At 54.0% G+C, this 13,983-nt stretch carries 16 protein-coding genes; 8 read left to right on the top strand and 8 right to left on the bottom strand.

Annotation, left to right across the window (positions count from 1 at the left end; genetic code table 11):
• The first annotated feature begins 3 nt into the window (after positions 1-3).
• From accA to tilS, 4 genes are all read left to right on the top strand, one after another.
• Entirely contained in the window at positions 4-963 is a 960-nt protein-coding gene (gene accA / locus DD597_RS05885; RefSeq protein ID WP_003856154.1) for an acetyl-CoA carboxylase carboxyl transferase subunit alpha, read from the top strand.
• Positions 964-1,063: 100 nt separating this feature from the next.
• Positions 1,064-3,196: a lysine decarboxylase LdcC gene (locus tag DD597_RS05880; protein WP_003856152.1), complete on the top strand. Its 2,133-nt coding sequence runs from the start codon at positions 1,064-1,066 to the stop codon at positions 3,194-3,196.
• 66 nt (positions 3,197-3,262) lie between these two features.
• A complete protein-coding gene (locus DD597_RS05875) occupies positions 3,263-3,652 on the top strand; it encodes a VOC family protein (protein ID WP_003856151.1) in 390 nt (129 codons plus the stop codon).
• A 58-nt stretch (positions 3,653-3,710) separates the two neighbouring features.
• Complete coding sequence (gene tilS / locus DD597_RS05870; protein WP_129256011.1) at positions 3,711-4,997, top strand: tRNA lysidine(34) synthetase TilS; 1,287 nt, start codon at positions 3,711-3,713, stop codon at positions 4,995-4,997.
• Between the two features lie 26 nt (positions 4,998-5,023).
• On the opposite strand, the gene rof is transcribed toward tilS, so the two are convergent.
• Positions 5,024-5,284, bottom strand: coding sequence for a Rho-binding antiterminator (rof, locus tag DD597_RS05865; protein ID WP_003856148.1), 261 nt, complete (start codon positions 5,282-5,284; stop codon positions 5,024-5,026).
• On the bottom strand, positions 5,271-5,471 hold the full coding sequence (locus DD597_RS05860; RefSeq protein WP_003856146.1) for a YaeP family protein: 201 nt from the start codon (positions 5,469-5,471) through the stop codon (positions 5,271-5,273). Before DD597_RS05860 ends, rof begins: the two co-directional genes overlap by 14 nt.
• Positions 5,472-5,666: 195 nt before the next feature.
• On the opposite strand from DD597_RS05860, the gene DD597_RS05855 reads away from it, so the two are divergent.
• From DD597_RS05855 to nlpE, 3 genes are read left to right on the top strand one after another with little or no spacing between them, the layout of a single operon-like run.
• Entirely contained in the window at positions 5,667-6,212 is a 546-nt protein-coding gene (locus tag DD597_RS05855) for a YaeQ family protein (protein ID WP_003856144.1), read from the top strand.
• Positions 6,209-6,625, top strand: a complete 417-nt coding sequence (gene arfB / locus DD597_RS05850) for an alternative ribosome rescue aminoacyl-tRNA hydrolase ArfB (RefSeq protein WP_003856142.1) — start codon at positions 6,209-6,211, stop codon at positions 6,623-6,625. Before DD597_RS05855 ends, arfB begins: the two co-directional genes overlap by 4 nt.
• Before the next feature lie 38 nt (positions 6,626-6,663).
• The gene (gene nlpE / locus DD597_RS05845) at positions 6,664-7,362 is read left to right on the top strand and encodes an envelope stress response activation lipoprotein NlpE (protein ID WP_003856140.1); all 699 of its coding nucleotides are present in this window, start codon (positions 6,664-6,666) and stop codon (positions 7,360-7,362) included.
• A gap of 45 nt (positions 7,363-7,407) precedes the next feature.
• Here the strand turns inward: nlpE and proS are convergent, their stop codons facing one another.
• The 6 genes from proS to metN form a co-directional block, all read right to left on the bottom strand.
• Positions 7,408-9,126, bottom strand: coding sequence for a proline--tRNA ligase (proS, locus tag DD597_RS05840; RefSeq protein ID WP_045333695.1), 1,719 nt, complete (start codon positions 9,124-9,126; stop codon positions 7,408-7,410).
• Between the two features lie 112 nt (positions 9,127-9,238).
• On the bottom strand, positions 9,239-9,946 hold the full coding sequence (gene tsaA / locus DD597_RS05835; protein ID WP_003856135.1) for a tRNA (N6-threonylcarbamoyladenosine(37)-N6)-methyltransferase TrmO: 708 nt from the start codon (positions 9,944-9,946) through the stop codon (positions 9,239-9,241).
• Positions 9,943-10,347: an Rcs stress response system protein RcsF gene (rcsF, locus tag DD597_RS05830; protein ID WP_003856133.1), complete on the bottom strand. Its 405-nt coding sequence runs from the start codon at positions 10,345-10,347 to the stop codon at positions 9,943-9,945. Before rcsF ends, tsaA begins: the two co-directional genes overlap by 4 nt.
• Before the next feature lie 106 nt (positions 10,348-10,453).
• Entirely contained in the window at positions 10,454-11,269 is an 816-nt protein-coding gene (gene metQ, locus DD597_RS05825) for a methionine ABC transporter substrate-binding lipoprotein MetQ (RefSeq protein WP_003856132.1), read from the bottom strand.
• A gap of 40 nt (positions 11,270-11,309) precedes the next feature.
• Positions 11,310-11,963: a methionine ABC transporter permease MetI gene (locus tag DD597_RS05820; RefSeq protein WP_003856130.1), complete on the bottom strand. Its 654-nt coding sequence runs from the start codon at positions 11,961-11,963 to the stop codon at positions 11,310-11,312.
• Positions 11,956-12,987 (bottom strand): methionine ABC transporter ATP-binding protein MetN, encoded by a 1,032-nt coding sequence (gene metN, locus DD597_RS05815; RefSeq protein ID WP_003856124.1) that lies wholly within the window; start codon positions 12,985-12,987, stop codon positions 11,956-11,958. The genes DD597_RS05820 and metN overlap by 8 nt, the downstream gene beginning before the upstream one ends.
• 188 nt (positions 12,988-13,175) lie before the next feature.
• Between metN and gmhB the strand changes: the two genes are divergently transcribed.
• A complete protein-coding gene (gene gmhB / locus DD597_RS05810; protein WP_061856040.1) occupies positions 13,176-13,742 on the top strand; it encodes a D-glycero-beta-D-manno-heptose 1,7-bisphosphate 7-phosphatase in 567 nt (188 codons plus the stop codon).
• The last annotated feature ends 241 nt before the right edge of the window (positions 13,743-13,983 follow it).

Below are 13,983 nucleotides of genomic sequence, written 5' to 3'. Positions count from 1 at the left end.
ACTATGAGTCTGAATTTCCTTGATTTCGAACAGCCGATTGCAGAGCTGGAAGCGAAAATCGATTCTCTGACAGCCGTGAGCCGTCAGGATGAAAAACTGGATATTAACATCGACGAAGAAGTGCATCGTCTGCGCGAAAAAAGCGTAGAACTGACGCGCAAAATCTTTGCCGATCTCGGCGCATGGCAGATCGCCCAGCTGGCGCGACATCCACAGCGTCCGTACACCCTGGATTATGTCCGCCTGGCGTTTGACGAATTTGACGAACTGGCAGGCGACCGCGCATACGCTGACGATAAAGCTATCGTCGGCGGTATCGCGCGTCTGGATGGACGTCCGGTGATGATCATTGGTCATCAGAAAGGCCGTGAAACCAAAGAGAAAATCCGTCGTAACTTCGGTATGCCAGCACCAGAAGGCTACCGTAAGGCCCTGCGTCTGATGGAGATGGCTGAGCGTTTCAATATGCCAATCATCACCTTCATCGACACGCCGGGTGCTTACCCGGGGGTTGGTGCTGAAGAGCGTGGTCAGTCTGAAGCCATCGCACGCAACCTGCGCGAGATGTCTCGCCTGAAAGTGCCGGTCATCTGTACCGTTATCGGTGAAGGTGGGTCCGGCGGTGCGCTGGCAATTGGCGTGGGCGATAAAGTGAATATGCTACAGTACAGTACCTATTCCGTTATCTCTCCGGAAGGCTGTGCCTCCATCCTGTGGAAAAGTGCCGATAAAGCGCCGCTGGCTGCTGAAGCGATGGGCATCATTGCCCCACGTCTGAAAGAGCTGAAGCTGATCGACACCGTTATCCCTGAACCGCTGGGTGGCGCGCATCGTAAGCCGGAAGTGATGGCTGCTTCCCTGAAAGCGCAGCTGCTGGCAGACCTGGCGGACCTGGACGTGCTGAGCACAGAAGATCTGCTCAACCGTCGTTATCAGCGTCTGATGACCTACGGTTACGCGTAAGCCTCACAATTATCCTAAAAGCCGCACATTGTTGCGGCTTTTTTTATACCTGCCGTTTACCTTAACTATGCTTATCTGATGTTTTTCAAGGAGGTAAACCATGAACATCATTGCCATCATGGGGCCACACGGCGTCTTTTATAAAGACGAACCCATCAAGGAGCTGGAGCAAGCCCTTAAAGCACGCGGATACCAGCTGATCTGGCCGCAAAACAGCGCCGACCTGCTGAAATTTATCGAACACAATCCGCGCATCTGTGGCGTGATATTCGACTGGGACGAATACGACATGGAGTTGTGCAGCGATATCAATAAGCTCAACGAATATCTTCCGCTGTACGCCTTTATCAACACTCACTCGACCATGGACGTGAGCGCGCATGATATGCGTATGGCGCTGTGGTTCTTCGAATACTCACTCGGCGTTGCCGAGGACATTGCAACCCGCATTCAGCAGTACACCGGTGAATACCTCGATAACATCACACCGCCGTTTACGCGCGCATTGTTCACCTATGTGAAAGAAGGGAAGTACACCTTCTGTACGCCAGGCCATATGGCGGGAACGGCCTATCAAAAAAGCCCGGTGGGATGCCTGTTCTACGATTTCTTCGGCGGTAACACGCTGAAGGCGGACGTGTCGATTTCGGTCACCGAGTTAGGCTCTCTGCTGGATCATACCGGCCCGCATCTGGAAGCCGAAGAGTACATCGCCCGGACCTTTGGCGCCGAGCAAAGCTACATGGTGACCAACGGTACCTCAACCTCGAACAAAATCGTCGGGATGTACGCCGCGCCTGCCGGCAGTACGCTGCTGATTGACCGAAACTGCCATAAATCACTGGCGCATTTGCTGATGATGAGCGATGTGGTGCCGCTCTGGCTGTCTCCCACGCGTAATGCGCTGGGGATCCTCGGCGGCATTCCTCGCCGTGAGTTCGCGCATGAAGCCATTGAGAATAAGATCGCGGCTATCCCCGAGGCAAGCTGGCCTGTGCATGCGGTGATCACCAACTCCACCTATGACGGGCTGCTTTACAACACGAACTGGATCAAGCAGACGCTGGACGTGCCGTCGATTCACTTTGACTCCGCGTGGGTGCCTTACACTAATTTCCACCCGATTTACTCGGGTAAAAGTGGGATGAGCGGCGAGCGGGTGCCGGGCAAGGTGTTCTTCGAAACGCAGTCGACGCACAAAATGCTGGCCGCGTTTTCCCAGGCGTCTCTCATTCACATCAAGGGTGAGTACGACGAGGACACCTTCAACGAAGCTTTCATGATGCACACGACCACGTCGCCAAGCTACCCGCTGGTGGCGTCCATCGAAACGGCGGCGGCGATGCTGCGCGGTAATCCAGGTAAACGCCTGATCAATCGTTCGGTGGAGCGGGCGTTGCATTTCCGAAAAGAGGTTCAGCGACTTAAAGATGAAGCGGACGGCTGGTTCTTTGATATCTGGCAGCCGGAAGAGATTGATGAGGCAGAATGCTGGCCCGTCGCGCCGGGGGAGAGCTGGCACGGTTTTCGGGATGCTGATGCGGACCACATGTTCCTCGATCCGGTTAAGGTGACAATCCTGACGCCGGGCATGGATGAGCAGGGTGTGATGGGTGAGGAAGGGATCCCGGCAGCGCTGGTGGCGAAGTTCCTTGATGAGCGCGGCGTGGTGGTGGAGAAAACCGGCCCCTATAATCTGCTGTTCCTGTTCAGCATCGGGATCGATAAAACCCGCGCGATGGGGCTGCTCAGGGGACTGATGGAGTTTAAGCGCGCATACGATCTGAACCTGCGGGTGAAGAACATGCTGCCGGATCTCTACGCGGAAGATCCTGACTTCTACCGCAATATGCGTATTCAGGATCTGGCCCAGGGGATTCACAGGCTGATCCGCCAGCACGATCTGCCGCGCCTGATGTTGCAGGCATTTGATGTTCTGCCTGAAATGAAGCTGACGCCGCATAGGGCGTGGCAGCGCCAGGTGAAAGGGGAGGTTGAAACCGTTGAGCTGGAGAACCTGGTCGGGCGGGTATCGGCCAACATGATCCTGCCTTATCCGCCGGGCGTGCCGCTGCTGATGCCGGGTGAAATGATCACTGAGGAGAGCCGGGCGGTGCTCGATTTCCTGCTGATGCTCTGTTCGGTGGGGCGCCACTATCCCGGCTTTGAAACGGATATTCATGGCGCGAAACGCGACGATAACGGCGTGTACTGGGTGAGAGTCCTAAAATAAAAGGGGCCGCTTGCCAGGGGCGGGTTGTCGGTTGTAACGTTCAGGGCATCATAAAAAGGAGAAACTATGCTGGGTTTAAAAGCGGTTCATCATATTGCGATCATTGCCACCGATTATGCGAAAAGTAAGGCATTCTACTGCGACGTTCTCGGCTTTACGCTGTTGAGCGAGGCCTACCGTGAGGAGCGCGACTCCTGGAAAGGCGATCTGGCGTTAAACGGTCAATATGTGATTGAGCTGTTCTCTTTTCCTTTCCCGCCAGCGCGTCCTTCACGCCCGGAAGCCTGCGGCCTGCGCCACCTGGCCTTCAGCGTCGATGACCTGGACAGCGCGGTAAAACATCTGGAAGCCCACGGCGTGGCCTGCGAAGCGATTCGTGTCGATCCCTTTACCGATAAACGTTTCACTTTTTTCAACGATCCGGACGGCCTGCCGCTGGAGCTTTATCAGCAGTAATCGCCGTCATGTGTGATAATGCCCGTTCAGTTCGGGCATTTTTTATGTGTAATTTCCTATGACCTTACCCGCTATCGCGCACGCCGTTTCACCCTACCGCCAGCTGCTGGTGGGGTTCAGCGGTGGCCTGGATTCCACCGTTTTGCTGCACCGCCTTAAGCTCTGGCGCGACCGTGAGCCTGACGTCCAGCTGCGGGCGATGCATATCCATCACGGCTTAAGCCCCCATGCCGACGACTGGGTGGCGCACTGCGAAGCGGTGTGCTCAGGGTGGGAGATCCCGCTGATCGTTGAACGCGTCACGCTTGAGGATGAGGGGCTGGGTATTGAGGCGCAGGCGCGGAAAGCCCGCTACGCCGCGTTTTCTGGCGCATTACAGCCTGGAGAAGCGTTGGTCACCGCGCAGCATCTGGACGACCAGTGCGAGACGTTTTTACTGGCGCTCAAGCGGGGCAGCGGGCCTGCGGGTTTATCCGCCATGCCTGAGCGCGCTGATTTTGCTGAAACAGAGCTCATCCGCCCGCTACTGGGTGAGACGCGCGCATCACTGGAAGCCTGGGCGCAGCAGCATCATCTGTGCTGGATTGAAGACGACAGCAATCAGGACGACAGTTACGACCGTAACTTCCTGCGCCTGCGCGTCTTACCGCTGCTGAGTGAGCGCTGGGCGCATTTTTCCGAAGCGGCGGCCAGAAGCGCCATGCTGTGTGCTGAACAGGAAAGCTTGCTGGATGAGTTGCTGAGCGGGGAGTTGAATACACTGATTACCGCTGACGGTGCCCTGAACGTTGCGCCGTTGAAGGTGATGAGCCCCGTGCGTCGGGCTGCTCTGATTCGCCGCTGGCTGGCTTACCACCGTGCGGTTATGCCGTCCCGGGCGATGCTCAACCGTATCTGGGAGGAAGTTGCACAGGCGAGGGAAGATGCCGCACCGTGTATACACCTGAATGGTTATGACGTCAGGCGTTATAAAGGGCAACTCTGGTGGGTAAAATCTGTGCCGTCGCTGGCTGACGTTGTGCTCGACTGGCCGTCGCCGGAAAAAGCATTAACGCTACCGATGAATGCCGGTGTCGTTGCGTTAAGTCATTCGGGCAATGTGCGTCTACCTGAGCCGGACGAGAACGTTACCATACGCTTCAGGGCCAGCGGCATGCTGCATATCGTCGGTCGTAACGGCGGGCGTAAGCTGAAGAAAATCTGGCAGGAACAGAACGTTCCGCCCTGGCGACGTGATACCACGCCGCTTCTGTTTTACGGCGACACGCTCATCGTGGCGGCAGGGGTGTTCATCACTGAAGAGGGGTGGGCTGAAGCGGGTGTTAATTTTGAATGGAAAGCGTAACGGGCAGCCTGGCTGCCCGTTGGTTATCAGGATTCGCTCACCACGACGGTGCCGATTTCCGGATGGCTGAAACTGGCAATTTTGTCGAGGCGTAGCTCACGCGTTGCACCTGCATCTTCCACAACCAGGTATTCCACATTTTTACGGGAAACCAGATCGCTGGCCTTTGCCTTTAGCACTTCGCCATCTTTTAGCTCCAGCGTCAGTATTAAATGATGCTGGCAGGCGAGTTCGAGGTTGTCATAGTCATCACAATTGATGGGTTGATAAGTATCATTCATCGACATAATCGCTCACCAGTAAATTCGCCGCAGCATACGCTGCTTTTTCCCTGACCGATTCAGAAAGGCTCTCATCAGAGGCCACTTCATTTAGCACGTTCAATACACAGCCCAACGCATCCGGAATGTACCCCAGATCTCCGCTGGCGATCTCCGCATACCGTCTGCGAATCAACTCACAATAATTATTCACATCACCTCCTGCCAGCGTACTGACTTACTGTGAGATATCATTAAGCCTACGAAGTTAAACTCGGTTTAGCAAGGTGACTATACCATACTCATTTAAGCAATATCAGCGCCTTGATAAGAGTGAGCCACCACCTCGTAACAGCCTTTTGCCGCGGTTTTCGCTACAATGTACGCCTGATTCGAAAGGAGTTCTCTCATGGCGCTGAAAGCGACTATTTATAAAGCTGTGGTCAATGTGGCGGATCTTGACCGTAACCAGTTTCTGGATGCGTCATTGACGCTGGCGCGTCACCCTTCTGAAACCCAGGAGCGCATGATGCTGCGCCTGCTGGCGTGGATTAAGTATGCCGACGAGCGTCTGCAATTTACCCGTGGTTTAAGCGCGGAAGATGAACCGGAAGCCTGGCTGCGCAACGATCATCTGGGTATCGATTTATGGATTGAGCTTGGCCTGCCGGATGAACGCAGGATCAAAAAGGCCTGCACCCAGTCTGCTGAAGTGGCGTTGTTTGCCTACAACCAGCGCGCGGCGGAGATCTGGTGGCAACAAAATAAAAATAAATGTGCGCAGTTCAAAAATCTCACCGTCTGGTATCTGGATGATGAACAGCTGGCGCAGTTGAGTGCGTTCGCCAGCCGGACGATGGCGCTACAGGCAACAATTCAGGACGGTGCCATCTGGCTTTCCGATTCTCAGAATAATCTGGAAATTCATCTCACGGCCTGGCAGCCCGCATCATGATTGTATTGTCCCGAAATGTCAGCATCCCTGATAACGAGCTGGAGATCACCGCTATCCGGGCCCAGGGCGCAGGGGGGCAGCACGTTAACAAGGCCTCAACGGCTATCCATTTGCGCTTTGACATTCGGGCCTCCAGCCTGCCAGAGTATTATAAAGAAAGCCTGCTTGCCGCCAGCCATCACCTGATCACCAGCGAGGGTGTGATAGTGATTAAAGCGCAGGAGTATCGCAGCCAGGAGCTTAACCGGGAAGCGGCAATTGCCCGGCTGGTCGCGGTCATCAAAGAGCTGACGGCTGTACAAAAAAGTCGCCGGGCAACACGTCCAACGCGGGCATCGAAAGAACGTCGGTTGTCATCGAAGGCGCAGAAATCCACCGTAAAATCACTGCGTGGCAAAGTCCGTCACCCATAATGTGACGAAAGGGATACCCTTTTCATAAGGAAAGTATTGTGAAAAAAGCATTATTATCAGCGCTGGCCGTGACAAGCCTGTTTGCGCTTTTTGGCTGTAATAACCGTTCGGAAACGCAGGTACTACAGCCAACGCAAAATGAAGAATTAAAGCCGATGCAGCAAAGCTGGCGCGGCGTATTACCGTGTGCAGATTGCGAGGGCATCGAAACCTCTCTGTTCCTGCAAAAAGATGGCACCTGGGTCATGAACCAGCGTTACCAGGGGGCGAAAGAACCGTCTTCTTTTGCATCTTACGGAACATGGGCGCGTACGGCTGAGAAGCTGGTATTGACGGATACCACGGGCGATAAAACCTTCTTCCGCGCCAAAGGCGAGGGGATGGAGATGCTCGATCGCGAAGGCAATCCGATTGAATCCCAGTTCAACTACACGTTGGCCCCGGTGAAAGCGACCCTGCCAGCCACCCCAATGGCGATGCGAGGAATGTATTTCTACATGGCGGATGCGGCGATCTTCACTGACTGTGCAACCGGGAAGAAAGTCAGCGTGGCGAACAATGCCCAGCTGGAGCGAGACTATGCCGTTGCGCGCGGCAACGACAGTAAGCCAGTGTTGCTGACGGTTGAAGGGCATTTTACGCTGGAGCCAAACCCGGATAGCGGCGAGCTGGTGAAAACGCTAGTGGCAGATAAAGACGCGAAGTTTGCTGCGGGGAAAGACTGCGACAGTAAATAAGATATAGCCATTAAAAAACCCCGCACTGGCGGGGTTTTTTGTTTCTTAACCTTTGATGGCTTTCACCAGGTAATCAAGAATATCGCCCGTCTTGATCATCTGTTTTTCGCCGTTGCGACGGTACTTGTATTCAATCTCGTCGCTGTCGAGGTTACGGTCGCCAATGACGATGGTGTGTGGAATACCGATCAGTTCCATGTCAGCAAACATCACGCCAGGACGCTCTTTACGGTCATCCATTAGCACGTCGATACCTTTCGCGCTCAGCTCAGCGTAGAGTTTCTCAGCCAGCTCCTGCACACGGTAAGACTTGTGCATGTTCATTGGCAGGATCGCTACCTGGAAAGGCGCGATGTTATCCGGCCAGACGATTCCGCGTTCGTCATAGTTCTGCTCGATAGCGGCAGCAACAACGCGCGTTACGCCAATGCCGTAGCAGCCCATGGTCAGAACCTGGTTACGACCATCTTCGCCCTGAACGGCAGCGTTCATTGCGCGTGAGTACTTATCGCCCAGCTGGAAGATGTGGCCTACTTCGATACCGCGTTTGATCATCAGGATACCCTTGCCGTCCGGGCTTGGATCGCCTGCGACCACGTTACGGATGTCAGCCACTTCCGGCGTCGCCACGTCCCGATCCCAGTTGATGCCGAAGTAGTGTTTACCGTCGATGTTTGCGCCCGCAGCGAAGTCGCTCATCGCCGCAACGGTGCGGTCAATGACCACCGGAACAGGCATGTTCACCGGGCCCAGAGAACCAGGACCTGCATTCACCACGGCGCGGATCTCCGCTTCCGTTGCGAAGGTCAGCGGGCTGGCAACCTGCGGCAGCTTCTCGGCTTTCACTTCGTTCAGCTCGTGATCGCCTCGTACCAGCAGGGCAACCAGTGGATAAGCGCTACCTTCAGCCGATTTCACCAGCAGGGTTTTCACGGTTTTTTCGATCGGCAGAGTAAACTGCTCAACCAGCTCGGCGATGGTTTTCGCGTTTGGCGTATCAACCAGCGTCATCTCTTGCGTTGCCGCGCCGCGTGGTTCTTTTGGTGCCAGCGCTTCTGCAAATTCGATGTTCGCGGCGTAATCAGAGGAGTCAGAGAAGATCACATCGTCTTCGCCGCTCTGCGCCAGAACCTGGAATTCATGGGAGGCGCTACCGCCGATTGAACCGGTATCAGCCTGTACAGCACGGAAATCCAGCCCCATGCGGGAGAAGATTTTACTGTAGGCCGCGTACATTTTGTCGTAGGTCTCTTGCAGCGATTCCTGAGAAGTATGGAAAGAGTAAGCATCTTTCATCAGGAACTCGCGAGAACGCATGACGCCAAAGCGTGGACGCACTTCGTCACGGAACTTGGTCTGGATCTGGAAGAAGTTCAGCGGCAGCTGTTTGTAAGAGCTCAGCTCGTTACGGATCAGATCGGTGATCACTTCTTCATGCGTTGGGCCGAGGACGAATGGACGATCGCCACGATCGGCAATACGCAGCAGTTCAGGACCGTACTGCTCCCAGCGACCGCTCTCCTGCCACAGTTCAGAGGGCTGAACGACCGGCATTAACACCTCGATAGCACCGGCGTTGTTCATCTCTTCACGCACGATGTTTTCGACTTTTTTCAGGACGCGCACGCCGGTCGGCAGCCAGGTGTATAACCCGGAGGCCAGCTTGCGGATCATCCCGGCGCGCAGCATCAGCTGGTGGCTGATCACCTCGGCGTCGGCAGGTGTCTCCTTCAGAGTGGAGAGCAGATATTGGCTAGTACGCATGTTGTTACGGTTCCATTTCGACGATTGGAACAGGCTGAAACACCAGCCTGACACAAAAAAAGTGGTTTAGTTTACCAGTGTGGCAAAGATGCCAAAAGAGAGGAGAACAAAATTACCTGGGTTCCAGGGCAAACACTTCAAAACCCGCCGCAGTCACGCGCCAGCGCACGTTAAAGTCCAGCAGCCAGACGGCGTACGTTTTCCCGGCTTCCTCTTCTTTGCGGTAGGCGGGACGGGGGTCCTGCGCCAGCACTTCAACGATAAAGTCACGCAGACGAGGATAACGCTTTTCCAGCTCGCTGATTTGCGTCGTTATTTCAGACGTGAAGTGAACCGGCATATCTGCCTGCGGTGCGTCCTGAGCGTAGCTTGCCCGGGCATCCGGCAGCGCTTCGGCGAAGGGCAGGTAAGGCTTAATATCTATGACCGGTGTGCCATCAACCAGGTCAAGGCTACCTAACTCCAGGATCACCTGATCTCTCTGACAACGTATGCCTTTCAGCTCGACCAGCGACATTCCGATGGGGTTGGGACGAAAGGTTGAGCGGGTGGCAAAGACCCCCATTCTGGCATTTCCGCCCAGACGAGGAGGACGCACAGTGGGACGCCAGCCGCCTTCCATGGTCTGGTGAAACACAAAGACCACCCATAAATGGCTGAACGCCTCAAGCCCGCGCACTGCATCGGCCTGGTTATACGGCGCGACAAGATGAAGCTCGCCGCCGCCGTGAATGACCAGACCCGGCTGACGCGGCACGGCGAACTTTTCTTTATAAGGGGAGCGGATAACGCCTATCTGCTCGAACTGAAATGAACTCATTTCGCCGTAATGTTAAGCGCAGAACCGATACATACCGCCTGACGATAGCAACCTGGTGTGCCGCTGGTGACTTCACAGCTGTGCAGCAACACCGCGTTGGCTTTCATTTTCGACGCGTTGATTTGCATACGCTTGCGGGCTGTCGGAATATTGGGTGGAGAGTCCTGATTCGTTGCCTGGCAGGATTCGCCGCTCACTTCGCCCAGTTCACGGAATGGCTTACCGACCAGCTCGTCGGCTTTGGTAATAATACGTACCGGCGCAGCGCGAGGCGCTTTCGGTTTTGCTGGCTCCGCTTTTGGCGGGGTTGCAGTGCTTTGAACAGGTTCAACAGGAGATCTGCTTAGCATAGAACAGCCGCTCAGCATCAGTGCTAAAAGACAGATCGGTAAAGCACGCATAATAATTCCTCAGTGGATAATCAAAACGTCAGATATTGAAGCAGTTGACCGCACAAATGACAAGACGGGCAAATGCCCGTCTTGATGATATTACACTGCCGGGAGATTACCAGCCTTTAACCGCGCCGCCGTTAAACACCTTATTGGCTTCCTGGTACACTTCTTCAGACTGATATGCCTGTATGAATTTCTTCACATTCTCCGCGTCTTTGTTGTCTTCGCGAGTCACGATCAGGTTGACGTACGGGGAATCTTTATCTTCAACGAAGATGCCATCTTTCGCTGGGGTCAGGCCGATCTGGCTGGCGTAAGTGGTGTTGATCACGGCCAGGGCGATCTGCGCATCGTCCAGAGAACGTGGCAGCTGTGGTGCTTCCAGCTCAACAATTTTCAGATTTTTCGGGTTTTCGGTTACGTCCAGAACGGTCGGTAACAGGCCAACGCCTTCTTTCAGTTTAATCAGGCCCACTTTCTGTAGCAGAAGCAGGGAACGGCCAAGGTTGGTTGGGTCGTTAGGGACGGCAACCTGTGAACCCGGCTGGAGTTCATCCAGAGATTTAATTTTCTTGGAGTAGCCGGCAATCGGGTAAACGAAGGTGTTACCGACAGCAACCAGTTTGTAGCCGCGATCTTTGATCTGCTGATCCAGGTACGGTTTATGCTGGAAGGCGTTAGCGTCAATGTCGCCTTTGCTCAGCGCTTCGTTCGGCAGAACGTAATCGTTGAAGGTCACCAGTTCAACGTCCAGGCCATATTTCTCTTTAGCGATTTTCTGCGCGGCCTCAGCAACCTGCTGTTCTGCACCGACGATAACGCCTACTTTGATGTGGTTTGGATCTTTTTCGTCCTGACCGCAACCCACCAGTGCCAGCGAGCCAATCAGTGCGCCTACTGCTGCGAAGGTCTTAAATTTAAACGCCATGTTATATCCTTAACTCGTCGAGTTTGTGTTGTTTGTAACGTTATTTATGCGTAACAGCCCGGACGATACGATCGCCAGAGAATTGAATTAAGTAAACCAGCACAACCAGCAATACCAGAACGGTATTCATTACGGTAGCGTTATAGCCAATATAGCCGTACTGATATCCAATCTGGCCTAAACCGCCAGCACCTACGGCGCCGCCCATTGCGGAATAACCGACCAGCGTGATAAGCGTGATGGTTGCTGCGTTCACCAGCCCAGGCAGCGCCTCTGGCAGCAGAACTTTGCGAACGATCTGCATTGGTGTTGCACCCATCGCGCGGGAAGCTTCAATCAGGCCTGTTGGGATTTCCAGCAGGGCGTTTTCCACCATACGGGCGATAAACGGTGCCGCGCCTACTGTCAGCGGGACAATTGCCGCCTGCAAACCAATCGACGTCCCGACGATCACGCGAGTAAACGGAATCATCCACACCAGCAGAATAATGAACGGAATAGACCGGAAAATGTTCACCAGCGCAGAGAGCGTGCGATACAGCTTCGCGTTTTCAATAATTTGACCCGGGCGCGTGACGTACAGCAACACGCCGACCGGCAGCCCAATCACAAAACCAAAGAAGCCCGATACGAAGGTCATTGCCAGCGTTTCCCAAACGCCGCGAACCAGTAGCCACATCATCGGCTCAGACATAACCCAGTACCTCTACTTTTACGTGATGTTCTTGCAGCCAGGCAATTGCCGCCTGGGTTTCTTCCTGTGTGCCGTGCATTTCCGTCAGCATAATGCCGAACTTCACGCCACCGGCGTAATCCATCTGCGCGCTAATAATGTTGTTATTAACGTTAAAGCGACGCGCGGTTTCGGAAAGCAGCGGTGCGTCAACGGACTGACCCGTAAACTCCATGCGCAGCATTGGAACGCTGTCTGCAACGGCTTCTGTTTTCAGTCGTTCCAGATAATCTTCCGGAATATCAAGATGCAGTGTGGACTGAATGAACTGCTGAGCCAGCGGCGTTTTCGGGTGCGAGAAGACTTCGCTCACCGTGTCCTGCTCAATCAGCTCACCGTTGCTGATGACTGCTACACAGTCGCAGATACGTTTCACTACATCCATTTCATGCGTAATAAGGAGGATAGTCAGGCCCAGACGACGGTTAATGTCTTTTAACAGTTCCAGAATAGAGCGCGTGGTAGCCGGATCTAATGCGCTGGTGGCTTCATCGCACAGCAGCACTTTTGGGTTGCTTGCCAGCGCGCGAGCGATTGCTACTCGCTGTTTTTGCCCGCCGGACAAATTTGCCGGGTAGCTGTCATGTTTATCACCCAGACCAACCAGATCGAGCAGTTCGGTGACGCGACGCGTAATTTCTTCTTTTGGTGTGTTATCCAGCTCCAGGGGTAACGCAACGTTACCGAAAACGGTGCGTGAGGCCAGCAGGTTAAAGTGCTGGAAAATCATGCCAATCTGGCGACGCGCTTTGGTGAGTTCTTTTTCTGAGAGAGCGGTAAGCTCCTGGCCGCCAACTTCTACGCTGCCCTGGGTTGGGCGCTCAAGCAGGTTAACACAACGGATCAGCGTACTTTTACCTGCACCCGATGCGCCAATGACGCCATAAATCTGACCAGCAGGCACATGCAGGCTGACGTTGTTCAGCGCCTGAATGGTTCGGTTCCCCTGCTGGAACACTTTGGTGATATTGGAAAGTTTAATCATTAGATTATTTTTATCGTAAGTAAGTTAGCCGTGGCATTTTCTTCTGCCAGATACGGGGAATGACCGTAAACAAAATGGATGTTAAGGCATCCAGACGTCTAAATCAATCCACCTCTTTGCGATGAGCACTTTATTGCGCTGCGATTCATGAGATACTAACCGAACAAGCCTTTTTCAGGAGCAAACCGGTGGCAAAATCTGTACCCGCAATTTTTCTCGATCGTGACGGCACTATTAATGTGGATCACGGTTACGTCCATGAGATTGATGAGTTCGAATTTATCGAGGGCGTAATAGATGCCATGCGCCAGTTGAAAGAGATGGGCTATGCGCTGGTGGTGGTAACTAACCAGTCCGGTATCGCCCGAGGTAAATTTACCGAAGCGCAGTTCGAGACGCTGACGGAATGGATGGACTGGTCTCTGGCCGATCGCGGCGTCGATCTTGATGGCATCTATTATTGTCCGCATCACCCGCAGGGAAGTGTAGAGGCGTATCGTCAGACCTGCGATTGCCGTAAGCCACACCCGGGCATGTTTATCTCTGCAAAGGAATTCATGCACATTGATATGGCCGCATCTTATATGGTGGGCGATAAACTGGAAGATATGCAGGCAGCAGCGGCGGCAGGTGTAGGTACCAAAGTATTAGTGCGTACCGGTAAACCGGTCACCCCAGAAGCAGAAAATGCAGCCGACTGGGTGATAACTAGTCTGGCAGAACTGCCAAAAGAGATTAAAAAGCACCAAAAATAGGCGTTTTGGCGAAAAGGTGAGCGGTTGAAATAAAAATGCATTTTTCCGCTTGTCATTCCTCGGCGGCTCCCTATAATGCGCCTCCATCGACACGGCGGATGTGAATCACTTCACAGATAACCCGGTCGGTTGAAGAGAAAAAATCCTGAAAATCAGGGTTGACTCTGAAAGAGGAAAGCGTAATATACGCCACCTCGCAACGGTGAGCGAAAGCCGCGTTGCACTGCTCTTTAACAATTTA

The sequence above is a fragment of the Enterobacter cloacae complex sp. 677-3DZ2D5B genome, assembly GCF_004136695.1.
Classification (GTDB): Bacteria; Pseudomonadota; Gammaproteobacteria; order Enterobacterales; family Enterobacteriaceae; genus Enterobacter; species Enterobacter hormaechei_C.
Note: the sequence above shows the minus strand (reverse complement) of the source record. Positions and strands in the feature narration are given on the sequence as shown.